At 61.2% G+C, this 26,435-nt stretch carries 24 protein-coding genes; 14 read left to right on the forward strand and 10 right to left on the reverse strand.

All coding sequences use genetic code 11. The features are described 5' to 3' along the window. From eutC to AC193Q_RS16765, 9 genes are all read left to right on the forward strand, one after another. Complete coding sequence (gene eutC / locus AC193Q_RS16725; RefSeq protein WP_047296920.1) at positions 1–825, forward strand: ethanolamine ammonia-lyase subunit EutC; 825 nt, start codon at positions 1–3, stop codon at positions 823–825. A 114-nt stretch (positions 826–939) separates the two neighbouring features. Continuing rightward, a complete protein-coding gene (locus tag AC193Q_RS16730; RefSeq protein ID WP_007958617.1) occupies positions 940–1,401 on the forward strand; it encodes a GNAT family N-acetyltransferase in 462 nt (153 codons plus the stop codon). Positions 1,402–1,676: 275 nt separating this feature from the next. Further along, a complete protein-coding gene (locus AC193Q_RS16735) occupies positions 1,677–2,327 on the forward strand; it encodes a DedA family protein (protein ID WP_041064947.1) in 651 nt (216 codons plus the stop codon). A 4-nt stretch (positions 2,328–2,331) separates the two neighbouring features. Next, complete coding sequence (locus AC193Q_RS16740) at positions 2,332–3,144, forward strand: M90 family metallopeptidase (protein WP_047296836.1); 813 nt, start codon at positions 2,332–2,334, stop codon at positions 3,142–3,144. 112 nt (positions 3,145–3,256) lie between these two features. Beyond that, on the forward strand, positions 3,257–3,784 hold the full coding sequence (gene ppa / locus AC193Q_RS16745) for an inorganic diphosphatase (protein ID WP_003205933.1): 528 nt from the start codon (positions 3,257–3,259) through the stop codon (positions 3,782–3,784). Between the two features lie 223 nt (positions 3,785–4,007). Continuing rightward, positions 4,008–4,754 carry a S24 family peptidase gene (locus tag AC193Q_RS16750; protein WP_047296837.1) on the forward strand — a complete coding sequence of 249 codons (747 nt, stop codon included), beginning with the start codon at positions 4,008–4,010 and terminating at the stop codon, positions 4,752–4,754. A gap of 441 nt (positions 4,755–5,195) precedes the next feature. Next, positions 5,196–5,435, forward strand: coding sequence for a type II toxin-antitoxin system RelB/DinJ family antitoxin (locus AC193Q_RS16755; protein ID WP_041064933.1), 240 nt, complete (start codon positions 5,196–5,198; stop codon positions 5,433–5,435). Positions 5,436–5,592: 157 nt separating this feature from the next. Beyond that, a complete protein-coding gene (locus AC193Q_RS16760) occupies positions 5,593–6,153 on the forward strand; it encodes a hypothetical protein (RefSeq protein ID WP_121187404.1) in 561 nt (186 codons plus the stop codon). A gap of 15 nt (positions 6,154–6,168) precedes the next feature. Further along, a complete protein-coding gene (locus tag AC193Q_RS16765; protein WP_047296849.1) occupies positions 6,169–6,603 on the forward strand; it encodes a hypothetical protein in 435 nt (144 codons plus the stop codon). Positions 6,604–6,626: 23 nt separating this feature from the next. Here AC193Q_RS16765 and AC193Q_RS16770 read toward each other — a convergent pair whose 3' ends face one another. From AC193Q_RS16770 to AC193Q_RS16795, 6 genes are read right to left on the reverse strand one after another with little or no spacing between them, the layout of a single operon-like run. Then, positions 6,627–7,439 (reverse strand): DUF2135 domain-containing protein, encoded by an 813-nt coding sequence (locus AC193Q_RS16770; protein ID WP_121187407.1) that lies wholly within the window; start codon positions 7,437–7,439, stop codon positions 6,627–6,629. 3 nt (positions 7,440–7,442) lie between these two features. Continuing rightward, positions 7,443–9,062, reverse strand: a complete 1,620-nt coding sequence (locus tag AC193Q_RS16775; protein WP_121187409.1) for a DUF2300 domain-containing protein — start codon at positions 9,060–9,062, stop codon at positions 7,443–7,445. A gap of 1 nt (position 9,063) precedes the next feature. After that, positions 9,064–13,638, reverse strand: a complete 4,575-nt coding sequence (locus AC193Q_RS16780) for an alpha-2-macroglobulin family protein (RefSeq protein ID WP_121187411.1) — start codon at positions 13,636–13,638, stop codon at positions 9,064–9,066. Further along, positions 13,635–14,285: a DUF1175 domain-containing protein gene (locus AC193Q_RS16785; RefSeq protein ID WP_121187413.1), complete on the reverse strand. Its 651-nt coding sequence runs from the start codon at positions 14,283–14,285 to the stop codon at positions 13,635–13,637. The genes AC193Q_RS16780 and AC193Q_RS16785 overlap by 4 nt, the downstream gene beginning before the upstream one ends. Next, positions 14,270–15,982, reverse strand: coding sequence for a DUF2138 domain-containing protein (locus tag AC193Q_RS16790; protein WP_121187416.1), 1,713 nt, complete (start codon positions 15,980–15,982; stop codon positions 14,270–14,272). Before AC193Q_RS16790 ends, AC193Q_RS16785 begins: the two co-directional genes overlap by 16 nt. Before the next feature lie 38 nt (positions 15,983–16,020). Beyond that, entirely contained in the window at positions 16,021–16,812 is a 792-nt protein-coding gene (locus AC193Q_RS16795; protein WP_047296857.1) for a YfaP family protein, read from the reverse strand. A 281-nt stretch (positions 16,813–17,093) separates the two neighbouring features. Here AC193Q_RS16795 and AC193Q_RS16800 point away from each other — a divergent pair, with 281 nt between their 5' ends. The 5 genes from AC193Q_RS16800 to AC193Q_RS16820 all read left to right on the forward strand — a co-directional run bounded on the left by AC193Q_RS16800 (position 17,094) and on the right by AC193Q_RS16820 (position 23,502). After that, a complete protein-coding gene (locus tag AC193Q_RS16800) occupies positions 17,094–18,239 on the forward strand; it encodes a Fic family protein (protein ID WP_095668207.1) in 1,146 nt (381 codons plus the stop codon). Between the two features lie 105 nt (positions 18,240–18,344). Beyond that, on the forward strand, positions 18,345–18,587 hold the full coding sequence (locus tag AC193Q_RS16805; protein ID WP_007894317.1) for an exodeoxyribonuclease VII small subunit: 243 nt from the start codon (positions 18,345–18,347) through the stop codon (positions 18,585–18,587). After that, entirely contained in the window at positions 18,584–19,471 is an 888-nt protein-coding gene (gene ispA / locus AC193Q_RS16810) for a (2E,6E)-farnesyl diphosphate synthase (RefSeq protein WP_121187419.1), read from the forward strand. Before AC193Q_RS16805 ends, ispA begins: the two co-directional genes overlap by 4 nt. A 91-nt stretch (positions 19,472–19,562) precedes the next feature. After that, positions 19,563–21,461 carry a 1-deoxy-D-xylulose-5-phosphate synthase gene (dxs, locus tag AC193Q_RS16815; protein WP_121187421.1) on the forward strand — a complete coding sequence of 633 codons (1,899 nt, stop codon included), beginning with the start codon at positions 19,563–19,565 and terminating at the stop codon, positions 21,459–21,461. Between the two features lie 154 nt (positions 21,462–21,615). Then, positions 21,616–23,502, forward strand: coding sequence for a TonB-dependent receptor domain-containing protein (locus AC193Q_RS16820; protein ID WP_483878627.1), 1,887 nt, complete (start codon positions 21,616–21,618; stop codon positions 23,500–23,502). A 113-nt stretch (positions 23,503–23,615) separates the two neighbouring features. Here AC193Q_RS16820 and AC193Q_RS16825 read toward each other — a convergent pair whose 3' ends face one another. The 4 genes from AC193Q_RS16825 to AC193Q_RS16840 form a co-directional block, all read right to left on the reverse strand. Further along, positions 23,616–24,416 (reverse strand): cobalamin-binding protein, encoded by an 801-nt coding sequence (locus tag AC193Q_RS16825; protein ID WP_121187426.1) that lies wholly within the window; start codon positions 24,414–24,416, stop codon positions 23,616–23,618. Further along, positions 24,416–24,835 carry a hypothetical protein gene (locus AC193Q_RS16830; RefSeq protein WP_047296863.1) on the reverse strand — a complete coding sequence of 140 codons (420 nt, stop codon included), beginning with the start codon at positions 24,833–24,835 and terminating at the stop codon, positions 24,416–24,418. The genes AC193Q_RS16825 and AC193Q_RS16830 overlap by 1 nt, the downstream gene beginning before the upstream one ends. After that, entirely contained in the window at positions 24,832–25,449 is a 618-nt protein-coding gene (gene ribA / locus AC193Q_RS16835) for a GTP cyclohydrolase II (RefSeq protein ID WP_027612931.1), read from the reverse strand. The genes AC193Q_RS16830 and ribA overlap by 4 nt, the downstream gene beginning before the upstream one ends. A 237-nt stretch (positions 25,450–25,686) precedes the next feature. Then, on the reverse strand, positions 25,687–26,424 hold the full coding sequence (locus AC193Q_RS16840; RefSeq protein ID WP_121187429.1) for a transporter substrate-binding domain-containing protein: 738 nt from the start codon (positions 26,422–26,424) through the stop codon (positions 25,687–25,689). Between the last annotated feature and the right edge of the window lie 11 nt (positions 26,425–26,435).

A 26,435-nucleotide genomic window follows, 5' to 3' on the forward strand; every position in this document is an offset into this window, starting at 1 on the left:
ATGGAAAAACCGCCTGTGGACCCGCAAAACCCTTGGCTGGAGTTGCGCCGCCTGACCCCGGCGCGCATTGCCTTGGGCCGTACCGGCACCAGCCTGCCAACCCGCGCCCAGCTGGATTTCCAGTTCGCCCACGCTCAGGCGCGGGATGCGGTGCATCTGCCGTTCGATCATGCCGGGCTCAGTGCGCAGCTGAGCGAACGCGGGCGCGACAGTTTATTGCTGCACAGCGCGGCGACTGATCGCAACAGCTACCTGCAACGTCCGGATCTGGGGCGCAAGCTCAGCGACACCTCGGCGCAGGCCCTGCATGAGCACGCGCAGGCCAATCCCGGCGGGGTCGACGTGGCGATTGTGGTGGCGGACGGTTTGTCGGCGCTGGCGGTGCATCGCCATACCTTGCCGTTTCTGAGCCGTCTGGAGGAGCAGATGAGCACCGACGGCTGGTCACTTGCCCCCGTGGTGCTGGTGGAACAGGGTCGAGTGGCCATCGGTGACGAGATCGGTCAGTTGCTGGGCGCAAAAATGGTCGTGATGCTGATCGGCGAGCGTCCGGGCCTCAGCTCGCCCGACAGCCTCGGTGTGTATTTCACCTACAATCCAAAAGTCGGGCTGACCGATGCCTACCGCAATTGCATCTCCAATGTGCGGCTTGAGGGCTTGAGCTATGGCATGGCGGCGCATCGCTTGTTGTATCTGATGCGCGAAGCCTGTCGGCGGCAGCTGTCGGGGGTCAACCTGAAGGATGAAGCGCAAGTACAGACGCTGGAGTCGGACACCGGTGCGGACATGAAGGGAAACTTCCTGCTTGATCCACCCACAACCTGAACCGTTTCCGCATTGCGTTTCTGCGCTGTTTTAAGGCAGGATCGAAGCACGGCCGCAGGGTTTCCCATCGCCGTCAGAGCAGTTGAAGACAGCCACTTGAAGACGAGACCTATCATGCGGATTATTCAAGCGACCCTCGAACACCTGGATTTGCTGACCCCGTTGTTCGTCAAGTATCGCGAGTTCTACGGTTCCCTGCCTTACCCGGATTCCTCCCGCGCGTTTCTCGAAAAGCGCCTGCGACGCAAGGAATCGGTGATTTATCTGGCCCTGGCCGATGATGACGACAAGAAACTGATGGGGTTCTGCCAGCTGTATCCAAGTTTCTCCTCGCTGTCGCTCAAGCGCGTGTGGATCCTCAACGATATCTATGTCGCCGAAGATGCCCGCCGCCAGCTGGTGGCCGACAACCTGATCCGCACCGCGAAGAAAATGGCCAAGGAAACCCAGGCCGTGCGCATGCGCGTGTCCACCAGTGCTGACAATGAGGTGGCGCAGAAGACCTACGAATCCATTGGCTTCAAGGAAGACACCGAGTTCAAGAACTACGTGTTGCCGATCAGCGACGAGCTCTGAAATCAAAAGATCGCAGCCTGCGGCAGCTCCTACAGGGATAACGCATTCCAAAGGTAGGAGCTGCCGAAGGCTGCGATCTTTTTAGCCCCTCCCGTCATTCCTGACAATTCATCACACCCCGACATCCCTCGCTACAAAACCAACGCGCTTTTCACCTCTCAGACCGTATAATCCCGAGCTTTCCGGCTTGTAAGAAAAACTACACCCCGCTGTAGGCTTACACCCGAATCATCCGCACAGGCCTGCCGAGTCGGGCCGTTACCACAGGTGCCCCCATGGATTTCAACCCGCTCGACCTTATCCTGCATCTCGATGTGTACCTCGATTTGCTGGTCACCAACTACGGGCCGTGGATCTACGCGATTCTGTTCGCAGTCATCTTCTGTGAAACCGGTCTGGTGGTGATGCCGTTCCTGCCGGGTGATTCGCTGCTGTTCATCGCCGGTGCCGTGGCGGCGGGCGGTGGCATGGATCCGGTGCTATTGGGCGGTCTGTTGATGCTCGCGGCGATCCTCGGCGACAGCACCAACTACGTGATTGGCCGAACGGCGGGCGAAAAACTGTTCAGCAACCCGAATTCGAAAATCTTCCGTCGCGATTACCTGCAAAAAACCCACGATTTCTACGACAGGCACGGCGGCAAAACCGTGACCCTGGCGCGCTTCCTGCCGATCATCCGCACGTTTGCACCGTTCGTCGCCGGCGTCGGGAAAATGCCTTATCCGCGTTTCTTCGCATTCAGCGTGTTCGGCACCGTGCTGTGGGTCGGCGGTCTGGTGACCCTGGGTTATTTCTTCGGCAACGTGCCGTTCATCAAAAAGAACCTGTCGCTGCTGGTGGTCGCCATCATCCTGCTGTCGCTGGTACCGATGATCATCGGTGTGGTGCGCAGCCGGTTCGGCGGCGCCAAAGTCGAAACCCACTGATCCGATGTGGTCACTGAGCGCCTGGCGTCGCCGGCGCATTCTGGCCAGGCACCCGATTGCCGACGAGATGTGGCAACGGGTGCGCCATCACCTGAGTTTTCTCGACGGCATCAGCGCCGCCGAAGACCAGTGGTTGCGTGAAGCCTGCGTGCTGTTCCTCGAAGAAAAACACCTGACCGCCCTGCCCGGTGTCGAATTGCATCAGGAACAACGCCTGTTGCTCGCCGCCCAGGCCCAGTTGCCGCTGCTCAATCTCGGCGACTTGAACTGGTATCAGGGTTTCCACGAAATCGTCCTTTATCCCGATGACTTTCTCAGCCCGCAACGGCATCGCGATGCCAGCGGTGTCGAGCACGAGTGGGACGGTGAACACAGCGGCGAAGCCTGGCAACAGGGCCCGATCATCCTCGCCTGGCCGGGGGTGATGGCCAGTGGTGGCTGGGAAGGCTACAACCTGGTGATCCACGAACTGGCGCACAAACTCGACATGCTCAACGGCGACGCCAACGGCCTGCCGCCGCTGCACGCCGACATGCGCGTCAGCGACTGGGCCGAGGTCATGCAACACGCCTACGATGACCTCAACCGCCAGCTCGACCGCAACCCCGACGCCGAAACCGCCATCGACCCGTACGCCGCCGAAAACCCGGCGGAGTTCTTCGCGGTCACCAGCGAATACTTTTTCAGCGCCCCGGATCTGCTGCACGCGGCTTATCCACAGGTCTACTTGCAACTGCAGCTTTTCTACCGGCAGGATCCGTTGGGCAGGCTGCGGCAACTTCAGGCCACAGACCCGGTCTATCAGGCGCACGCGTAAGCGCTGCACGACTTCTGGTACGTGGCGTCGGCGTAGGAATGTGCCTATAATCGCCGCCACTTTTTGGTCAATCCGGCCAAGTGTTTTTGGTCAACTACGGGGGCAACGCCCAATGAGCTACAGCAAGATTCCGGCTGGCAAAGACCTGCCGAACGACATCTACGTCGCGATCGAGATCCCGGCCAACCACGCGCCGATCAAATACGAAATCGACAAAGACAGCGATTGCCTGTTCGTTGACCGTTTCATGGCCACCCCAATGTTCTACCCGGCCAACTACGGTTACATCCCGAACACCCTGGCTGACGACGGTGATCCCCTCGACGTGCTGGTTGTGACCCCTTACCCGGTTGCTCCAGGCTCGGTGATCCGCGCGCGTCCAGTCGGCATCCTGAACATGACCGACGACGGCGGCGGCGATGCCAAAGTCATCGCAGTCCCACACGACAAGCTGTCCCAGCTGTACGTCGACGTGAAGGAATACACCGACCTGCCACCGCTGCTGATCCAGCAGATCGAGCACTTCTTCGCGAACTACAAAGATCTCGAAAAAGGCAAGTGGGTCAAGATCGAAGGCTGGGCTGGCGCTGACGCCGCTCGCGAAGCGATCACCAAGTCGGTTGCTGCCTACAAGGGCTAAGCACCTGCTGACTGCAAGATGCCTGAAGAAAACCCCGGTTGATCCGGGGTTTTTTGTGCCTGAGCAATGGCGTTTTAAACAGGGTGTTTATCACGGACTACAGAAAAGTTTCGATGTGAGTGATTTCCCACAAGCACGTCTTACATCCAGTCGCAAAATACAGCCTTTTTTTGAACACCCGGTTTATTCAAACCGCTCTGGCACGGCCGTAGACTCGGTGTTTATGAGAAAGAACACTAGCGGTCCAAGATTCAAGGCACTCCTGGAAGCAGCGAACATCACCACCACGGGATTCGCAAAGTTCTGGGGCACGGAAGCCCAAAACATTCATAACTGGTACACCCGGGGTGTCCCGGCGTATCGCATGGAGGAAGTCTCGCGCCTGCTCTCGGTCAACAGCGAGTGGCTGAAGACCGGCGAAGGCAGCAAGGAGTTACCGCGCCTGCAGACGCCTGCCAGCAACGGCGACACCTTTGATGCCGAGGCCATCTGCGGCGTCTACACCGTCATAGACCCCAGGGACATCGAACTGCCGTTTTTCAAGGAAACGCCGATCACCAACGGCGCCGGCAAAACCCACGTCATCCTCGACCCCGAACAAACCATCCGCCTGCCCCGCGCCCACCTCGATCAACTGGAAATCCGCCACACCGACGCCATCTGCGCACACATGATCGGCAACAGCATGGCCGAGCGCATCGAAGACGGCTCTATCGTCGGCATCGACCGCGGCCTGACCCAAGTCGTCGATGGCGAAATCTACGCCATCGAACACGACGGCATGCTGCGCATCAAATACCTGCACCGTATGCCCGGCAACGCCCTGCGCCTGCGCAGCCATAACAGCGCCGAACACCCGGACGAAATCTTTCGCGCCGCGCAGATCGAAGAGCAACGAATCCATATCCTGGGCTGGGTATTCTGGTGGTCGACCCTGGGCAAACGCCGGCCGGTGGTGCCGTTTCTCTGATCGGATACGGACCTTCGACCCTGCACCAACACCTGTGGGAGCGAGCCTGCTCGCGAAGAGGCCCCGAAAATCAGTACAAATGACGAATTTTGCCCCCCGCAGTGGCTCTATTCCGCACTTGAGACTGGGAATCCCCGACAAAACTCAGTATCCTGCGCCCCACATTTGCGCATCGCCCCGCTCCCGCGGCCCAGATGACGCCTGACGCGGCAGACCAACGTCTGACCAAGTCCCACAGCCGGACGCAGATCCGGGTGTACGTTTTGAAGGCTGACGCGGTTTACCAAAAATAAACCAAGCCAGTCCCCGAGAAGCCGGCCACAAGCCGGCTTTTTAATGCCTGAAAGAAAGCCAGGCCTAACGTCTGAAACCTGAATTCCCATTTGCCTGGTTCGGTGCCCCTGCTACCGTAACGACAAACGTCATTACAGGTATTGCATCATGGCCTCCATCAACATCCGCATTGATGATGAGCTGAAACAACGCTCCTTCGCCGAGTTGGAAAAGCTCGGCGTCACACCTTCAGAGCTTCTGCGCCAAACACTTCAATACGTTGCTGAGCGGGGAAAACTGCCGTTCAAGACCGCACTTATCAGCGAAGAAGATGAAGCGCTCATTGCCGTTGTTAGCGAACGTCTCGCTTCCCCTCAACGAGTCAAGGTAAGTCTGGATGACCTATAGTCTTGAATTCGATCGTCGTGCTTTAAAGGAGTGGAACAAACAGGCATCGCAATAAGCCATTAGCACATCCGCCCTAATTGCCCCGCGCCCAACCTCACCACTAAATTTCCATTCTGTTTTTGTGCATTACAAAAGCACCAAGGAATGGAGCAACACCATGTCGTCGTTTTTCAAACTCAATCAATTCGCTGTTCTACTGACCGTACTCCTGACCGCTACCACTTCAGCCTTGGCAGACGAGCCGAAGCTTGTTGGTGACTGGTGGATCATTTACGGCAACGGTATTCCCCACAAGAACATCATGTTTGTCGCCGACAGCACTTCAGTCGTGCCGTCGAAGCACACCAAGGGGGCCAAGTTGGTCGCCGTGACACTGGTGTATGAAGAACCCGGCAAACCGATGATCGATGCCTACAACCTCGAAGTTCAGTGTTCGACGAATAAGGTCCGAATGCTCAATGGCCAGTCGGTTGATCGCATCGCCTACATGATGCGCAACCTGAAAGTTAATGACCAATGGCAGCAGCCGAAGGAGTTCTGGGTGCAGCGCACCAGCGAGTTTGTTTGCTCACCCAATAAAAAGGACATGATTGCGCTGGGCAAGATGGAGTACCTGCAGATGATTCAGGGTATGCAGCAGATGTTCTTCAAACTGGCGCCGATTCAGGAGAAAGGCCAGATGATGGATAACCTCGACTCGATCCTGGGCAACAAGTAAGCGGCGGGAATAACGATGAACCCATGGACTAAAACGTTATTGGCGCTGCTGATAACGCCCGCCGTTTTGCTGATCAATGGCTGCCACTTGATTGCGCAGTCGCGCTGGGAAGGACGCGATGTTCAGGAAGCGCTCGATCTGTTTGGCAAACCCGACTCGATGAAAAAACAGACCGGGGCCAACGGCGAGAATCTGGCTGTGCTCACCTGGTATAAATCGTCCAGTTGGACCACCACGGAAGCGGCCGGGACTTCAATGAATCACACCGGTAACGGCATGGTTTACACCGAGTATTACCAGACGGTCGGCCACAGTTCCGATTGCAAACTCGAAGCCACCGTCAACAAGGCGAAAAAGATCGTGCTGTTCAGGATCGAGGACGGAAAGATCATTCACGGCAAGTGCATCAACGTGCCGTTCGTGCCCGGTTATATTCCGCCCGGTTTCTAGTGCAACCCTGAGCAGTTACCTGCTCAGGGATAACTGAACGACTTCACCAACGTCAACTCCCCCACCGCCCGCATCGGCACCACAAACGTCTCCATCTTCTCGCTCGGCGTGCCTTCCTCGGTAATCACCGACACCTGCGCCGTGGTCAGCGGCTGCACCGCCTCTTCCCCGCCTTCATCATCCCCGCGATAACCACCGCCGAAGTAGTTCACATACACCAGATACTGGCCCTTGATCGGTGCCGGCATGGCGAAGATTTCCGGGCCGTAGCCGGTAGTGACGTCGACGTCGAGCGCCGCGCCATTGGGCGCGACTCGATCGCCGTACCAGATGTGCGCGCCGTCGGGGGTGATCAGGTGCAGGTCGAGGTCGGTACCGTCGCTGTCCCACGACAGCAACACGCGCAGTTTGGCCGGAGTCGCGCCGCCGCTGGCGTTGAGGAACTGCGTGCGATGGCGTTGCTGGCCGTCGGGGCTGCGCACTTCGACGCTGTTGCTGCCGTTGGGGAAGGAGAACGGACGGTCGAAGCGGCCGCTGTCGTCGATTTTCAGCGGCATGCTGACACCATTGACGATCAACCGGCCGGGCTCCTTGTTCTTGGGGGTGGCTTTGATTTCGCCGCTGATGCGCGCGGTGTTGGCCTGGCCGACCGGGGTGTTGACCGAAGAGGCCGGGTAGTTGACGGTCTGGCGGAAGTTTTCGCCTTCGCCCTCGGGCGCGCCGGTGCGCCAGCCGCCAATCGGGGTGTCGAGTTTGACGCTGTCGGCGGCCATCGCCATCGGCCATGCATTGAACGCGCAGAGCAACAGCAAGACCTGTGGATAACGGAGTGTCATGGTCTATTCCAGCAAGAGGTGACGGGCGAGCCCTTCGATGTAGGTTTCATCCTGGCCGTTGGGATGTGCCTCAAAGGCCAGGTGCAGGTATTCGTGAGTCAGGTCGAGGCGATCCTGCAGCGTGAGCACGCCGCGCACGTAGATGCGCTGGCGTTCGCGATCGACAAACGGGCGGCCGAACGCCAGTTTGCACACGGCGAACGTGCTGACTTCGTTGTAGCCGGTTTCGCTTTCCAGGGTCGGACGCCAGCCGCGACGCTGCTTTTGCAGCCAGTCTTGCGCGGCAGGCAGCGCTTCGCAGGAAGCGACCGGGTTGTCCCAACGGCTGAGGCTGGCGCGCGGATAAGCGTGCAGCAGAATCGCGTCATAGCGCTGGCCGGCGCTGGCCTGCTCGACGGCTTGTTGCCAGGCGAGTTTGTCCGGGCCGGGTTGATCGGAGTGATAGGTGACGGTGCTGCCGGCCAACACCAGATCCGCGGTCCACGCCGCAATGTTGCGCGACTCGGCGGAGGCCGGGCGCGGAGCGACGCGCTGACGGTTGCTACTGTCGTCGATGCTCAGGCAATCGCCGTTGCGCGTGGCGTTTTGCAGCAGATAGGTGCGGATCGCCACGGCCAAGGCTTTGGCAGCTTCGGCGGGTTCAGGTTTGGCTTCGCGCTCAAGGACGCGGGCGACGTATTCTTCGCGATCAAGTCTGGCGACCAGTTTGTCGTTGAGCAGAAACAGTTCGCCGGAACTGTGGATATCCAGCGCATTGCCGTTGGCGAATTCGACGCGGTAGTCGCCCTGCAAAGGCCCGGAACCAGCAACGCGCTCACCCGACAGAACTCGCGAAAGCGGATAACGCGAGAACAGTCCGACCTCAACACAACGCCCTGCTTCCGCCGGCCAGGAAGCAGGCAGCACCGTCGCCAACGCCTGCCCGTGATGGCGCAAAACCATCTGACTGGTGCCCCGGCCACCGGCCCAGATCGGCGAGCCGTCCGCCGTCCAACCGGCGAAACCACCCTGGCGCGACTGCGGATCCTGATCGCCGAGCCAGCTCCAGGTTTTCACCCGCAAGCGCCCGCCCAGCTCACCAACCACATTGCCGTCCGCCGCATTCAGCACGACGTCGAGCAACACGCGGCGCATCTGCTCCTGCGCCGGCAACACCGACAACACCTTCAGCAAGTCAGCTACGGAAACCCGAGTGGCCGGTTGCACGGTTGGCAAATCCAGCAGCCACGCCGGCGCCTGCCGCGCCTGCCAATACGTACGCCAATCGGCAGCAGCAATGCCCAGCCGCGCCGGCTCGAAGTACAAGCCGCAGGATTTCACCAACGCCTGATCACGCTCGATCCTGCCGCCCGCCGAACAGCAATAAACCTCGTCCTTCGACTGTCCGCGACACTCATACGCCGGCTCGCGGGCACCGGTATCCACCAGCCACGCGTAGACGAACAATTTCCACAGGCTGCCCAGCGGCGTCTCCAGCGTCGGCGGCAACGGCTCGCGAGCGATCAGTTGCGTGTGATTCAACGACAGCAACTCACCCTTGTACGCCAGCCGCAGCGGCTCATCCTGCGCCGTCGCCAGCGCAGGCATCACACACATCAGCAGCCACAGCAGCGGCCGGTTCATGTCAGTTGACCGTGACCTGACCGAGGGCGGCTTTCGCTTCCCGGGCCTGATGCTGCGGCGCGTAGACCTGAGTGAAACGCACCGGCGGCAGGTTGAACTGGCCCTTCTGCGAGAAGCGCACCAGATGGCGCAAACGCAATTCGCCGCTCAGCGCATCCACCGGCACCGCGTAGGCCAGTTGCCCCGGCTCGAAGCGCGCCTTCTCCAGAGCGGTCGGCTCGGTGCCGTCCTTGCCCTGCAACTTGATGCCCCAGGTGGTGCGTTCGACATCGGCGCCCGGTGGCAGCGGCACTTCAAGCATGCCGTAGCGCAGCGGTTTCGGCGCCTTGCTGGTGAGGATCACTTCGTCCAGGTACAGGCTGTCGCTGGACAGCGGTTTAGCGCCGACCGGCTCCAGTTTGAAGGTGAACGCTTCGTCGCCCGGCACCAGTCGCGACAGACGCCGGGTGATCGTCACGGCCATTGGATCGACCGCCGGTTGCTGGGTCTGGAAGCTCAGCGCCGCGCGCAGCGGACGCTCCTGAGTGCCGGACACCGACAACACGCTCGGCACCGGCGTCGCACCCTGCCAGGTCCAGTACATCTCGCCGGTGGCGCCGTAGTTTTTCTTCCAGCCTTCACCCGGCAGCAGCGCGATGGTCGGCGAGGCCTGAGCGATGCTGCGTTGCAACCAGCTCAGCGCCAGGGCGCGTTCGAGGGTCGATTGCTGCGGCAACAGACGTTGCAGCAACGCCGTCGCGCGGGCCTGATCGAACGCTTGCAGCGACAAATTCAGCGCTTCGGCAAACGGCTGCGAACTGACCGCCAGACGCTGTTGCGCCGCACCGACCTGTCGATTGAACGCCTCCGGCAACGCGACTTTCGACTGGGTCGCCAGCGCCGCAGTCAATACCCGCGCCGCCGCCAGCCCTAGCGCCGAATCCGGATCGCTCATCACCAGGCTGTCTTCACCGTCGTCCATCAGGGTTTCGGCGTTGCCCTCACCGGCCTTGGCCAGATCGTCCATCAAACCGCTGAGCAAGGTGTTCACTGGCAGATGCATCTGCCTGGCGAACGACAGGATCAGCGCTCGCTGCAGCAATGGCGTGTTCGGCGCTTGTTTGGCGTAGACCTCCAGCACTCGCTGCCAATGCTCCGGTGGCAGAGTCAGTTCCAGCACCTGACTGGCGTTCCAGTCGGCGTAGTAAGCGTAAGCAGTGAGGAAGGCGTCCGGCTCACCGTCAAAGCCCCACCATGTAAAGCTCGCCGACGGCCCGGCCATCTGCACCAGACGCAGGCGGCTGTTCTGCATGATCAGGCGCAGTCGATCGCGGATCTGCGGGTTCGACGCCAGCGACGGATAAGCAATGCTCAGCGGCAGCAAGCGGCTGGCGGTCTGCTCGACGCCACCGTACGGGTAGCTCAGCAGATCATCGAGCGCGGAACGGAACAGCGCTTGCGGACTGTCATCCAGACGCAGGCGAATATCGGTGGCATCTGCTGGCAAACTCAACGGTGTGTCGCCGCTGGCCACGTCGAGGCTCTGGGTTTGCGTGACTTGCCAGCCGTCACCGGTCGCACTCAGGCGCACGGCGAGGGCGTCAGCGATTTTGCCGTCCTGCACCAGCTCGGCGGTCCACTCACCGGAGGCCAGGGCGAACGCTGGCAGCGGCACATAGTTGATGCCGTTGTTCAGCGTCACCGGCAGGCGTTGTTCGACGCCGGCGTAATGGCTGACCAGCTCAGCCTTGACCGGTTTCTCGGCCTGGCTGAAAGCGAATACACCGAGTTGTGGCTGATCGCCCTTGCGGAATTTGCTCGGCCCGCTCCACTTCAGGTACAGCGGTTTTTCCGAACGAACAAACTGCTTCTTCTGCCCGACCTGACCGTCATCGGCGATGGCCCGCGCGGTGATGCGCCAGCGGGTCAGCGAGTCCGGCATCTTGAAGGTGAAGCGGGTTTTGCCGTCAGCACCGGTCAACAACTCTGGCTGCCATGCGGCGGTGTCGACGTCTTCACGACGCGGACGCTCCAGCACTTTTACCCCGCGTTCGCTGCGGTTGGCCTTGCCCGGCGCGCCGGGGCTGCCCGGCAACGCCACGTCGTAACTGATGAACGACAGGCTGGCGCTGGTGCGCACGTTGTTGCGCCGTGGGTGGTAGAAGAACTGGTCGATGGTCGGCGCGACTTCCGGTTGCAGCGCGTAGACCATTTCATCGACCACGCTGACGGTCAGGTGCGCCGGCACTGCTTTGCCGGCGAACTGCGTGGTCAGGTCGACGGTGACGGTGTCGCCCGGCTGATACACCGCTTTGTCGGTGCTGATCGCCACGTCGATTTGCGGTGCGACCACCTTGATCCCGGCGTTCTGGAAGCTGTACTGCCCGCCCTTGGTGTACAGCACCGAGAAGGTCAGGTTCGGCGCGAAATTGTCCTTCACCGGAATCCGCGCGCGGTATTGGGTGTCGCTGAGTTTTTCCAGCTTCAGCCAGTCGCCGCCCTTGGCCAGCAGCGCGGTGGCCTCGACCTTATCGCGCTCCAGCGACAGCAGGGCATCGTTGACCGGCCCCGGGAAGGTGATCAGCGCCAGCGCTTCATCGCCAGCCTTGTACTCAGGCTTGTCGAGGACGATTTCCACAGTGCCCGGCACCGCTTTGACACCCTCCCCCGTAACCGAATGACCGGTGGCGCCGATGACCCGACCGTGTTGATCTTTCAGCGTCAGGTTGTAGGTACCCGGACGCTCGAAGGCAATGCTGAAGCCCTTGTCGGTCGCCGCCAGTTTGCCTTCACCGGTACTCTGGTCTTCCAGACGCACCCAGCTGTAGCTGCTCGGGGTCACGGCTTTGCTCTGCTCGCTGCCCCCCTCGTTGACGTAGCGGAACGCAACTTTGTCGTTGACCGCGCTGAAGCGTTGCGGCGCGCTCAGGCGGAAGCTCGCGGCGCCACGGTCGATGAGGATTTCCTTGGTGGTCTTGACCCGATACGCCGCGCCATCACTGGCAAACACGGTGAGCATGTAGCGGCTCGGTTTGTCGGCGGCCGGCAGGTCGAGGGTCGCGTTGCCCTTGCTGTCGGTGGTCAGTTCGGTGCTGGTCAGTTCCACCGGGAATTGCCCGAGGTATTGCAGCTCGTTGTCGACCATCGACAGTTGCTGGGCACGCAGGCTCAGGCTCAGTTTGGCGTTGGCCACTGGTTTGCCGTCCGGGTACAGCAGCACCAGACTGCCCTTCACCGGCTCACCAGTGCGGTAATCCTGCTTGGCCAGGTTCAGCGAGATTTCGAAGTGCGGCTTGATGTATTCGGCCACACGGAAAGCGCTGCTGTAGGCCTGATCCTTGTAGTTGAAGCGGATCTCGTAACCACCGGCCACGGCGTTGTCCGGCAACTGGAACCGGCCTTGTGTACCGGCCTTGGAATCGAGTTTCAGGTCGAGGTGCTGCAGCTCGGTGCCGGTGGCATCCAGTACGCTGACCGTTACGTCAGCCGCACCCGGCAATACCGAATCCCGCGCATTCTTGAATTCGCGACCGACGATTTTCAGCGACACCCAATCACCCGGGCGATACAGCGGCCGGTCGGTGAACGCGTAGAGTTTGGTGTCGTAGATTTCGCTGTCGTAATAGAAGTTTTCCGAGACGAACACCCCGCCCTCTTCATCCTCGCCAATGACGAACGAGCGCTCGGGGCTGACGTGTTTCAGGCGCAGCAAACCATCGGCATCGGTGGCACCGCTGCTCATCACGCCGAGGCCGTCAGTCCACAGCACATTGACCTTCGGCACCGAACTGCCTTCGTGTTTGCGCGCGGCCCAGACCAGCAATTCATCACCGGCAATCTTGCTCACCGCCACGGTGTTGGAAACGAAGACCATGGTGGTCGCGCGGTACTTGCCGATCAGCGCTTCGACCAGGTACAGGCCCGGCTTCAGGTTGCCCAGCGGGATGTACACGTTACCCGGCGCAACGCTGACGAACTCGCTGGAGGACCCGGCCAGATTGACCCCGGCCGGCGGCTGGATCGGTTTGGCCTGCCACAGCGGATAACGGAACTGGCTGACCACCGGCAGACCCGGAATCAAGGCGAATTGCGGCTGCGCGTCGTACGGCGTCGGCGCAGCGATGGCGGTGCCCATCTTCAGCTCCGGCACTTCCTCGGTGACCTGCTTGCGCGACTCATAGGAGAACGCGCGCTGCATCACCCGCCGCGATTTGCGGTACCAGTTGTCCCACAGGTACGCGAGGGTGTTGGACAGGCCTTCGCCCTTGAACTGACCGTCGCTGACCACGCGGTGCAGGTTCTTCTGGCGCTTGAGGAAATCCAGCGGTTTGTCGATGCGGTACACGCGAATGTCGGCGCCGCCATACGGCTCCATGCGGAAGCGCCGGTAGTCGCGACCGGGTGCTTCGAGACGCACCATCGCCTGCTCGTCGGCGGCGAAACTGCTGTCGGCCAGCAGGAAGAAGCTTTCACCGGCGACTGCCGTGTAGCCGCTTGGCTCCACCGAATCTTCAGCGTTGACGGTCGCCAATGGCAGCAACAGCGCCAGCAGCAGAGGAATTCGAGCGCAGAGTCGCAGCATGCGGGCACCGGTCATTGGGAGAGAAAGTTCAGTCGATAGACGCCGATGAAGTTGGGGTTGGCTGCGTCGGGTATCCATCGGGTGTCCTTCCATGTCATGAGTTGCTGCAGGCTTGCCGAACGCATGCCGTTGTCAGTGGGGGTGGTCGTGCCGGTGTGATAGGCGATGTAGCGGCCCATCCAGATCATCAGGTGCTGGTCGTCGCCCTGATCGAAAAACATCAGGTCGCCGGGGCGTGCCTGGGACACGTCGCGGCTGACCAGATGGCTATTGAACTGAATCAGTTTGATCGCGTTGACGTACGGCCCGACCTTGCCGCCGCCCTGCTGCCATTGCTGGGCGAGCTTGCGCTGCTCATCGCTGAGCGACAGTTCCGGCGGCAGGTAGCGATTGGACAGGCCATTGCTGCGCAGCCATTTGTCGTCGTGGACCTTCAGCGCTTCGTTGGCGGCAAAACGCACGAGGCCTGCGCAGTCCTGTTGATACCAGCGCGGGCTCGGGCCCTGGCTCAGTTGCTCCTGAGCGATGCGCACGAACCAGGCGCGAAATACCTGCGACTGCGCCGGATCCAGCGCAGGCGTTTCGATGGCTCGGGCACTGGCGCTGAGTAATAACGCGAGCAAGCCGAGGCTGCGGATCAATGCCGTCACAGCGCTTTCCATTCCAGCGGCAGCCATTGCCAGTGGCCGTCTGGCTCGCTGCCTTCGGGCAAGGTCAGGGCGTATTTGCCCATACCGCCGAGGGTGCGCAGTTTCGGGATCAGGTAGGTTTGCGCGGCGTTGTAGAACACCGGCTCCATGTCCTGCGGCAGGCTGTCGAGGGTTTCCTGCTGCATCAGTTGCGCCATCGAATCCGGGCCGAAGTAGATCGGCATCAGCACATCTTTCGGCAGCACGTCGGCCATCGGCGGGAAGCGCTTGTCGAGAGTACCGAGAGCCTTGTCCACCAGTTTGTCGTCGAGGGAAAACAGCAGCGTCGAACCGTGGCGGGCGAGGCTGACTTTCATGAAGGCGCGGCCGCTGATCGCGTCCGGATTCTCGGCAGTCTTAGCGGCGTACGGGCCGAAATTGGAGCTGACCTGACGCTGCCAGACATGGCTCTGGCCTTCCTGTTTCTCGACCACCGGGAATGCGTGTTCATCGACATTCGACTCGTAGGCGCCCACCATCGAACCGAACAACGTGCCCAGGTCGCCATCGAGCTTGCTGCTGTCCTCATCCTTCAGGCTGGCGACCAGCAACGGCGTGTACAACCGCGAATCGGCGTACCAGCACAGGCCTGCCGCACCGGCGACGTGCTCGGTGAGTTTCTGCGCCACGGCTTCGTCGGCGCCGAGTTTCACCAGCAGCGGTTTCTGCGGTTCCGCCGCCACCGGCAAGGTCACGCAGGCACTGGCGCCCAGCGGCATGGCTTGCCACACCGGTTTGAAATCGAAGTCCGGCTGGTTATCCAGCTCATCCATGGCGAGATAGCTGTGCCAGCCTTTGTCGTCCATGTCGAAACGCAGCCCGGCGAAGTTCGGGATGAAGCGCTGATAGCCCATGGCAAGGACGCTGGAATTGACCGACAGACGCTGTTTGATCTCCGGTGCCTTGCCTGGCAGACCGAAGGCTTCGGGGAACAGTTTGTCGCCATTGAGCAAGGCCGCCAGCGCTTGTGGCGAGACGTGCCCGGACTCTTCCGATTCACCGTTGGCCGGGTCGTAATATTTGTTCGGGTTGGACAGCACCACCAGTTTGTCACCGCGCGACGCGAACAACAGCGATTTGCTGGCGTTGTAGCTGAGCTGGTACAGCGGCACTTCGTCACCGCCGACCTTGAGGCTGCCGAACACGCTGAGCTGCGAATCGTCCAGCGCCACTTTCGCCAACGGTTCGAGCAGCTTCGCCAACCCGCCGCGATCCATCACCAGCAGGAAATCCTTGAGCCGGCCGTCGGCACCGCGCCACAACGCTACATCGGCCGGTTGGTCGAAAAGCTGTTCGATCAGGCTGTCCTGCAGCTTCAGGTCGTGCTCGTAAATGATCCGCCGCAGGCTGCCGATCAGGCCGAGACGGTCGGCGTGGGTTTCGTAATAGAAGACGAAATCTTCGGTGAGCGTGGCCTTCAGGAACGGCACCGTCAGCAGGTCCTTGGGCAACTGGCTCAGGGAGCGGGTTTCCAGCAGCGCATCCGGACGGCTCAGACCGAGCTTGTCGCTGGCCAATGCCGCCGCCGGCACCTTGGGCTTGTGCAGCAGCCAGCCAAGACCACCGGCTGCTCCAGCCACCAGGGCCAGGCCGATCAGCAGCGCCGGCCAGCGCCGGGAAGGTTGGCCGGCAGGAGTCGGGACAGCCGGAGAAGCAGCGTTATCACTCATGTTCACAAAACCCGAAGTTCATCCGTGGAGCGGGATGCTTAATAGTTGAAAGTCTTGACCAGCAGCAGATCACCGATCGCCCGCAGGGGCACGATGAATGTTTCGCGTTTTTCGTCGACCGTGTTTTCGTTGAGCACCAGCGTGATTTGCGAGGTGATGACCTCGTTCTGGTTGCTGGCCTCCTCGAAGTTATAGCCGCCGTCGCCGAAGTTGCCCCAATAGTTGACGTAAACCAGATAGGTGCCATGCAGCGGCGCGGTCATGGTGAACATTTCCGGGCCGGGGCCATCGACGCCATCCGGATCCAGACCGCCGCCGTTGGTTAATGCCGTGTGGGCGAAAAACGCATGCTGGCCGTCCGGGGTAATGATGTGCAGATCGAGTTCGGCCTTGGGATCATCCCAGCCGAGCACCACGCGGATCTTCGCCGGAGTGCGCAAGTTGTTCGCTTCATAGAACTGCACACGCTTGAGCGACTGACCCTCGGCACTGCGCACTTCGACACTGTTGGAGCCGGCGCCAAACGCATAAGGCCGGGCGAAACGCCCGTCATCGTCGGTGTACAGATTCAATGGATTGCCGTTGACCGCCAGCGTATGCGGCCCGCGCTGATGACCGATAGCCTTGAGCTGGCCCTGGATCATCGTGCGATTGCGCTGGATGCCACGATCGATTGGCGGGGTGGGATAGGCGACTTGCGGGTTTTCACTGCGATCAAGCAGGCCGTGATAACGCCAGCCACCGGACGGCTCTGACAGCTCGGCAGTCGGCGCCGCCAGCAGCGCGGGCGCGCAAGCCCAACCGATCAGCAGCCAAAGAAATGAACGCATGTAATGCCTCCTGCCATGCCTGAACGAAACCTTGCACCCGATCCTCGGTACTTCACAGCGGTGGAAACTGCGTTTCGTCTGAAAGACCCCGTGACTAGCGGGTCGTAGAAGGCGCGAAGATTAGCGATTCGGCAGTTTTTTAACAATCGGATACATGTGGATTTGCGGCGAGAATCACGCCGTAAAGTGGACGGTGAGCCGAATAGCCGTCATATTCGGCTCACCAAATGAGCCGAATAGCGATTCTATTCGGCTCACAGCCCTATTACAGGCAATAACCGATGACGACTCAATGGATCTGGCAACAACCTGACTGGCCTGATTTCAACTGGCAGGCCGAACGTCTGGCACCCCTGTTGCGCGAGTGCGTGCAGGCACAAGGCCAATTGATGGGCATGGCCGGATCTGTTGGCAACTCCCTGAGCGCTCAGACCGAACTCGACGCACTGCTGCAAAACATCGTGACCTCCTCGGCGATTGAAGGCGAGCAGTTGAATGTCGGCTCAGTGCGTTCGTCATTGGCTCGACGCCTGGGGCTGGAATTGCCCGACGGCGATAAAGTCAGCCAACGCAGCGAAGGCCTGGCGCAACTGATGCTCGACGCCACCCGGCGCTTCGCTGAACCACTGACGCTGGAGCGATTACTGGAATGGCATCGATGGCTGTTTCCGGATCAGGAAAGCGACTTTACCGCAAGGTCGATGCATGTCGGTGCGCTTCGCGGTGACGAACCGATGCAGGTAGTTTCCGGTCGTCTCGACCGCCCTACTGTGCATTTCGAGGCGCCACCGCGCCAAGGTCTCGAGCGGCAGCTCGACAGGTTTCTTGCCTGGTTCGAGGCCAGCCAGCATCAAACAGCGCTGGATCCGTTGCTGCGGGCCGGCATCGCGCATTTCTGGTTTGTCACGCTGCATCCGTTTGATGACGGCAACGGACGCCTGACGCGGACCATCACCGATCTGGCGCTGGCGCAAGGCGAAGCACAGGCCATCCGGTTTTACGCGATGTCGGCCAGCATCCTCGATGACCGAAGCGGCTATTACCGAGTGCTTGAGGCCAGTCAAAAAGCCACACTGGATGTCACCCAGTGGCTCACGTGGTTTCTGCAGACGCTTTTACGCAGTCTGCAGCAAGCCATCGCGCGGATCGAAAGTGTGCTGGGTAAAACCCGGTTTTGGCAGGCGCACCGTGAATCCGAGCTTTTGGTGGAGCAGATCAAAGTACTCAATCGTTTGCTCGACGGTGGAGAGCGCGGGTTCGAACACGGTATCAGCGCGGCGCAGTATCAGGCGGTTGCCAAGGTCTCCAAAGCCACGGCGACGCGACATCTGGCGGAACTGCTGGAAAAGGGTTGTCTGCAGCGAATGCCCGGAGGCGGACGGAGCACGCGATACAAAATCACCTACCCGGACAATTCCTCCAATTGAACCGCTGCCCCATTGGCGAGGGCTTACGAAAGCCCCGCTCATTTGCCCATAAACCCCCTATCTGCTAGTGTCGCGCCGGTTTAACGTCAACCGGAAATCGCCGCCATGGCCCGCAAAAAAGCTGCACTGGATTTCGAACAGTCCCTCGCCGACCTGCAAACACTGGTCGAGCGTCTGGAGAACGGTGAATTGTCGCTGGAAGACTCGCTGACCGCTTTCGAGCAAGGCATCGGTCTGACCCGTGACTGCCAGGCAGCGCTGGCCCAGGCCGAGCAGAAAGTGCAAGTGCTGCTGGAGCGCGATGGCGAACTCGCCGAGGAACCCTTCGACGCGGACCAGCCAGAATGATTGCGGCCTATTCGGCGACCAGCCAGGCGCGAGTCAATGCGGCACTGGAAATCCTCTTCAAGGCACCGCTGCCGGAGCTGTCGCGCCTGTATGAGGCGATGCACTACAGCGTGATGATCGGCGGCAAGCGCGTGCGTCCGCTGCTGGCCTACGCCGCGTGCGAAGCGCTGGGCGGCAAGGCTGAGCAAGCCAACGGCGCGGCCTGCGCGGTGGAGCTGATCCACGCTTACTCGCTGGTGCACGACGATTTGCCGGCGATGGACGACGACGATCTGCGTCGCGGCCAGCCCACCACCCACAAGAAATTCGACGAAGCCTGCGCGATCCTCGCCGGCGACGGCTTGCAGAGCCTGGCTTTCAGCGCCCTGCTCGATCCGCGCCTGAGCAATCTGGATGCCGACATCCGCCTGCAACAGGTCACGGCGCTGGCGCACGCGGCAGGCCCGGCGGGCATGGTCGGCGGTCAGGCCATCGACCTCGGTTCGGTCGGTCTGAAGCTCGATCAACAAGCGCTGGAGCAGATGCACCGGCACAAGACCGGCGCGCTGATCGAAGTCAGCGTCAAACTCGGCGCTCTGGCCAGCGGCCGTGCCGAGCAGGATGAACTCAAGGCCCTGCAGACTTATGCACAGGCCATCGGTCTGGCCTTTCAGGTGCAGGACGACATTCTCGACGTCGAAAGCGATACCGAGACCCTCGGCAAGCGCCAGGGCGCCGACATCGCCCGCGACAAGCCGACCTACCCGGCCCTGCTGGGGCTGGAGGCGGCCAAGACCTATGCCCTTGAGCTGCGCGATCAAGCCCTGCACGCGCTGCGACCGTTTGACGCGGCCGCCGAGCCTTTGCGCGACCTGGCCCGGTATATTGTCGAGCGGCGCAACTGACGGCGAATCCGCCAAAAAAGACCAACGCGTGGGCAGGGGGCGATGCATCAGGTAAACTGCCGCATCTTTTATACCTATAACGATTCGCCTGATGCCCACGACGTTTCATGAGATTCCCCGCAAGCGCCCGACCACGCCCCTGCTCGACCGCGCGAACACGCCGGACGGCCTGCGCCGGTTAGGCGAAGCCGAGCTGGAAACCCTGGCCGATGAGTTGCGCCTGGAATTGCTCTACACGGTCGGCCAGACCGGTGGGCATTTCGGTGCCGGCCTGGGCGTCATCGAGCTGACCATCGCGCTGCATTACGTGTTCGACACCCCGGATGACCGGCTGGTGTGGGACGTCGGGCATCAGGCGTATCCGCACAAGATCCTCACCGGTCGTCGCCAGCGCATGGAAACCTTGCGCCAGAAGGACGGCATCGCGGCCTTCCCGCGTCGCGCCGAGAGCGAGTACGACACCTTTGGCGTCGGCCACTCCAGCACCTCGATCAGCGCAGCGCTGGGCATGGCGATTGCCGCCCGCCTGCAAAACAGCGAGCGCAAGGCGATTGCGGTGATCGGTGACGGCGCGCTGACCGCCGGCATGGCCTTCGAAGCGCTGAACCACGCGCCGGAAGTCAACGCCAACATGCTGGTGATCCTCAACGACAACGACATGTCGATCTCGCGCAACGTCGGTGGCCTGTCGAATTATCTGGCGAAGATCCTTTCCAGCCGCACCTACGCAAGCATGCGTGAGGGCAGCAAGAAAGTCCTGTCGCGCCTGCCCGGCGCCTGGGAAATCGCCCGTCGCACCGAAGAATACGCCAAGGGCATGCTGGTTCCCGGCACCCTGTTCGAAGAGCTGGGCTGGAACTACATTGGCCCGATCGACGGCCACGACCTGCCGACCCTGATCGCCACCCTGCGCAACATGCGCGATCTGAAAGGCCCGCAGTTCCTGCACATCGTCACCAAGAAAGGCAAAGGCTTCGCTCCGGCGGAAGTCGACCCGATCGGTTACCACGCGATCACCAAGCTCGAACCGGTCGACGCTCCGGCCGCCGCGCCGAAAAAGGCCAGCGGGCCAAAGTATTCGGCGGTGTTCGGCGAGTGGCTGTGCGACATGGCGGCGGCTGACCCGCGTCTGGTCGGGATCACCCCGGCGATGAAGGAAGGCTCGGACCTGGTGGCATTCAGCGAACGTTTCCCGCTGCGCTATTTCGACGTGGCAATTGCCGAACAGCACGCCGTGACGTTCGCCGCCGGCATGGCCTGCGAAGGTGCCAAACCGGTGGTGGCGATCTACTCGACATTCCTGCAACGCGGCTACGACCAGTTGGTGCACGACGTCGCGGTGCAGAACCTCGACGTGCTGTTCGCCATCGACCGCGCCGGCCTGGTGGGCGAAGACGGCCCGACCCACGCCGGCAGCTTCGACCTGTCGTACCTGCGCTGCATCCCGGGCATGGTCATCATGACCCCGAGCGATGAAAACGAACTGCGCAAGATGCTCACCACCGGCCACCTGTACAACGGCCCGGCGGCGGTGCGTTACCCACGCGGCACCGGCCCGAATGCGAGCATCGACAAAGACCTCGAGCCGATCGAGATCGGCAAGGGCATTGTTCGTCGTCAGGGCAGCAAAGTCGCTCTGCTGGTGTTCGGCGTGCAACTGACCGAAGCGCTGAAAGTCGCCGAGAAGCTGGATGCGACCGTGGTCGACATGCGCTTCGTCAAGCCGCTGGATGAAGCGTTGGTGCGCGAGATCGCCGGCAGCCACGAACTGCTGGTGACCATTGAAGAGAACGCGATCATGGGCGGCGCCGGTGGTGCGATCAGCGAATTCCTGGCGCGCGAGAACATCCTCAGGTCGATGCTGCACCTGGGCTTGCCGGACATTTACGTCGAGCACGCCAAACCGGCGCAAATGCTGGCCGAGTGCGGGCTGGATGAAGTGGGGATCGAAGCGGCGGTGCGTGAGCGCCTGACTCTGCTCAACAAGTAATCACCATCCCTGTGGGAGCGGGCTTGCCCGCGATGAGGTCGACACAGTCAACATTGATGTTGGATGTACCGACGCCATCGCGGGCAAGCCCGCTCCCACAGTGTTTTGTGTCGCTAGAAATTTTGTGCAAACCAGAAACACCAGTGGAACGTCCATGAAACTCGCGCGCCTCGCCCTGCCCCTCTTCCTGCTTCCCACCGCCAATACCCTCGCCGACACCTTCGAGCGCGATCAGGCCCTGAAACTGCCGGACACGCTGATCAGTGCCAACCGCCAGGTCGAAGCGCGCAACGACAGCAGCGCCGCCAACACGGTGTTCACCCGCGAAGACATCGACCGCCTGCAACCGGGCAGCGTCACCGACCTGCTGCAACGGGTGCCGGGCGTGCAAGTGGCGCAGGCAGGCGGGCGCGGCAGTCTGCCGGGGATCTACATTCGCGGCACGCAGTCGGCGCAGAGTCTGGTGCTGGTCGATGGCCAGCGCATCGGCAGTTCGACCTCCGGCGACAGCAACCTGCAGCACCTGAACATCGATCAGATCGAACGTGTGGAAGTGCTGCGCGGTTCGCGCTCGGTGATTTACGGCAGCGATGCGATTGGCGGGGTGATTCAGATCTTCACCCGGCGCGGCAACGAGCAAGGCCTGCAACCACGCCTGCACGTCGGCTTCGGCAGTAACCAGACCTGGGAACGCAGCCTCGGCCTGTCCGGTGGCGACGAGAAGACCCGTTTCAACTTGGGCGCCAGCCTCGATGACACCGCCGGTCTCGACCGCACTCACGAGTCCTATCCCAGCGACGGCGATCACGATGCCTATCGCAATAAATCCGTCAGCCTGAGCCTCAGCCATGCGCTGGCCGATGACATTGAAGTCGGCGCCAACCTGCTGGATAACCGTGGCAAGAGCGAGTTTGACAATCCGTTTGGCCGCTTCGATACGTCCACCTTCGAATCGGTGCAACAGCAGCCCTACAGCGACTTCAACGTCAGCAGTGTCAGCAGCTACGTCGATGCACGGTTCAACGAAACCTGGAAAACCCGCGTCGAATTCGGTCACAGCGAGAACCGCGAGAAAACCTTCGACAAGCTCAGCGACGAGCGCACGGTATTCAATACCTATCGCGACTCGGTGAACTGGCAGAACGACCTGACTCTGGATGCGCGCAACAGCCTGATCCTCGGCGGCGACTGGTACGAGGACCGGGTCAACAGCAGCACCGCATTCAACGAAGACAGCCGCTGGAACCGCGCCGCGTTCATCCAGCATCGCTATCAGGCCGACAGCTTCTCCACCGAACTGGGTCTGCGTCACGACGACAATCAGCAGTTTGGCAGCCAGAACACCTGGAGCGGCACCTTTACCCTGCCGCTGAACCCGGACAACGATCTGCTGCTGAGCTACAGCGAAGGCTTCCGCGCGCCGACCTTCAACGACCTGTACTACCCGGACTTCAGCAACCCGGATCTGAAACCGGAAACCTCGAAAAGCTACGAACTGCAATGGCGCAGTCAGTTGAGCGATAGCAGCCGTCTGGAAGCGTCGATCTACCGCACGGATCTGCAAGACGCGATCATCTTCGGCAGCAACTCGCGCCCGGAGAACGTGGCCTCGGCGCGGATCAATGGTTTCGAAGCCGCGCTGAAACAGGAACTGTTCGGCTGGCAGAGCAATCTCGGTGTGGCGATTATCGACCCGCGCGATCGTGATACCGGGCACACTCTGGCGCGTCGTGCGCGGCGCACATTGAGCTGGGATATGGCTCGCCAGTTTGACCAGATCGGCGTCGGTGCGAGTTGGCAGACTGTCAGCAACAGTTATGACGACCTGAAAAATGAAAACCCGCTGGGTGGCTACGCCTTGTTCGGCTTGCGCAGCAGTTGGGCGCTGAACCGCGAGATCAAGCTGGATCTGAAGGTCGATAACGTTTTCGACAAAGGCTACAGCCGGGCGAATTACAGCTATGACGGCAGCCAGTATGGCTATCGCGAGGAGGGTCGAGTCTGGATGTTTGGGGTCACCTGGACTCCAGGACTTAACTGAACTCCCTGTAGGAGCTGCCGAAGGCTGCGATCTTTTGATCTTGATCCTCAGCGACTCCAAGTCAGCCACAAGCAAGATCAAAAGATCGCAGCCTTCGGCAGCTCCTACAGGGGTCAGCGGTGTGGCTGAATGAGTTGGCAGAGTCTGGCGGTGGCATCGATCATTTGGCCGCTTGGGCGCTCAAGGCCTTTATCGGTAATCAACAGCAGTTTCCCCTGCTTCACTGCTGCTACCTGCGGCCAAGCTTTCCACGCATCCAGCTGGGCCTGATCACCGGCCAGAATCACCTGCGGATCGCGCTGTAACACTGCCTCGATACTCACCTGCGGCGCCGGCACACTCAGGTCGGCAAACACATTGCGTGCGCCACACACCTCAAGCGCATCGCTGATGATCTGCCCGCCACCGACGGTGTACAGCGGTTTGTCCCAGACTTGATAAAACACGTTCAGCGGCGTGTCGCGACGATAGCGCTGGCGCAGGTCATCGACTTTCTTGCGCAGGTCTGCCGCCAGTTTCGTCCCACGCTCAGGTCGCCCCAGTTGCGCGGCAATCGTCTCGATCTGCGCTGACAACTGTTGGAGATTGTGCGGTTCGGCGACGTAGGTCGGGATGTTCAGGCGTTTGAGCTGGTCGCGCTGCGCCGGGCCGACACTGCCGGGCCACAACAGCAGCACATCAGGCTTGAGGCTGAGCAGGCGCTCCATGTCGAGTTGCCCATAGCGCCCCACCGAGGGAACACCGGCAATGGCGGCAGGACGCTCGCCAGCATCGAGTACGCCCACCAGCAGGTCCGCCGAATCCAGCTCAACGACGATTTCCGACAGCGAAGGCGCGAGGCTGACCACCCGCAGACTCGCCAGCACCGGGCCCGCGCAGGCCAGCAGCAGAACCGCCAGCCACAGACGGCGCATCAGCCGAGTTGACGCGGGATACGGTAGAGGTAGAACAGCACGGCCGTGGACAGCGCCAGCAACATCAGCGGTACGGCTTCAAGACCGACGAACACCGCCAGCGCACCGATCCATGCCGGCAACGATGCCGCGAGCAATGCAATACGGCGCTGGGTGGCCAAAGCAATCCAGGCCGCCGGTTCATCAGGGGTGTCGAGGGCTTTCTGCGTGGTGATCAGCGCGTGTTTGTAGCGCCCGAAGAACTTCAGGCTGACAAACATCGACGCAACGCCGGCGATGAACAATGGCATGGTCAGCACCGGCACAATGCCCTCGCCCTGACCGAACAGCAGGTTCAGGACAAACAGCGGCAGCAGCGCCAACGCCAGATACTTCCACCAGTCGACCGCCAGGCGGCGTCGCACCTGACCGCGGGTCACGCGCGGTCTACCTCGCCCTGATGCTCGTTGCCCATCATGTGGTCGAGCTTGCTGGCCTTGGTTGCCAGGTACAGTTTGTTGTGCGGGTTGTGACCGGTGTGCAGCGGCACACGTTCGGCAACGACGATGCCCATGTCGGTCAGGGCTTTGACCTTGCGCGGGTTGTTGGTCATCAGACGCAGCGACTTCACGCCCAGATGCTCGAGCATCGGCAGGCACATGGCGTAGTCACGCTGATCGGCGGCAAACCCCAGACGTTCGTTGGCTTCAACGGTGTCGGCGCCGCCGTCTTGCAACTCGTAGGCGCGGATCTTGTTCAGCAGACCGATGCCGCGACCTTCCTGACGCAGGTACAGCAGCACGCCACGGCCTTCACGGGCGATGGCCTTGAGTGCCGCTTCGAGTTGCGAGCCGCAGTCGCAGCGCTGGCTGAACAGCGCGTCACCGGTCAGGCACTCGGAGTGCAACCGGCCGAGCACCGGGGCACCGTCGGCGAAATCACCCAGGCTCAGCACAACGTGCTCGCGGCCGGTGGCCTCATCGAGAAAACCGTGCATGGTGAATTGTGCAAAAGGCGTTGGCAGCTTGGAAGCGGCGACAAAAACGACAGGCACCGGTGTGCTCCTGATCTAAAAGTCTGAAGATTCGCAGGCCGGCATTGTAACAGCAGGTTCCTGCAGACGCTTAGGCTGAATTATCGGGCATAACGATCAAAATGTTTGATGACTCCTCGGACAACCGGGATCCCTGCAGGAGCTGTCGAGTGAAACGAGGCTGCGATCTTTTTGACGGGTTGCATTGGTTCAAGATCAAAAGATCGCAGCGTGCCGCAGCTCCTACAGGGGTTCGCATCAGGGCGTCTCAAACGGATACGGCTGCTTCCACTGCTCGAAAACCGGCTTCAGCTCCCCGCTCTTGACCAGTTGCTCCATGCGCCTGTCGAACAGCGCCAACAGTGTGCGCGCTTGCGGCGTGTCGGCGAAGCACAGGTAGAGCGGCAATTCGGCGATATGCGTCTTGCGAAACTGCGTCGGATCCTTGGCCCGGCCAAGCACGTAATCGATTTCGGTCAAGGCATCGATGTAATAGTCAGCGCGGTTGTGAGTGAGCATCGACAGGATCCCGGTACGCCGCACGACCTCATTGTAGTTGCGCACATTGGGCAAATAATCCTGATAGTCGTAACCACGTACCCACGCCAGGCGATAGTTGCCGAGGGTCTCCGGGGTCGGTGACGGATTGCTCGCCAGGCCCAGGGCGTAGATGTGATCGGTGTCGAAGTTCCAGCGCGGGTATAGCAGGTCGCTGGCCTCGTTTTTATACGAACCGACGCAGGCATCGACTTCACCGCGCTCGGCCAGACCTACGGAGCGCGTATAGGGTTCAGTGCGGATGTCGAGCTTCACCCCGGCCGGTTCGAACACCTTGCGCAGCACGTCCCAGCCCAGGCCGTGGCCGTCGGCGGCGGTGTAGTCTTCCCAGTCTTCGCTGGCCAGATGGATGACCGCGGGCGTCGGCGCAGCTTCCTGCGCACTGGCAACAGTGCCCAGCAAGGTCAAAAACACAAGCGCCAGCCAGCGTCGAGCCATCCCTCGTTTCC

The organism is Pseudomonas sp. F2, assembly GCF_057174385.1.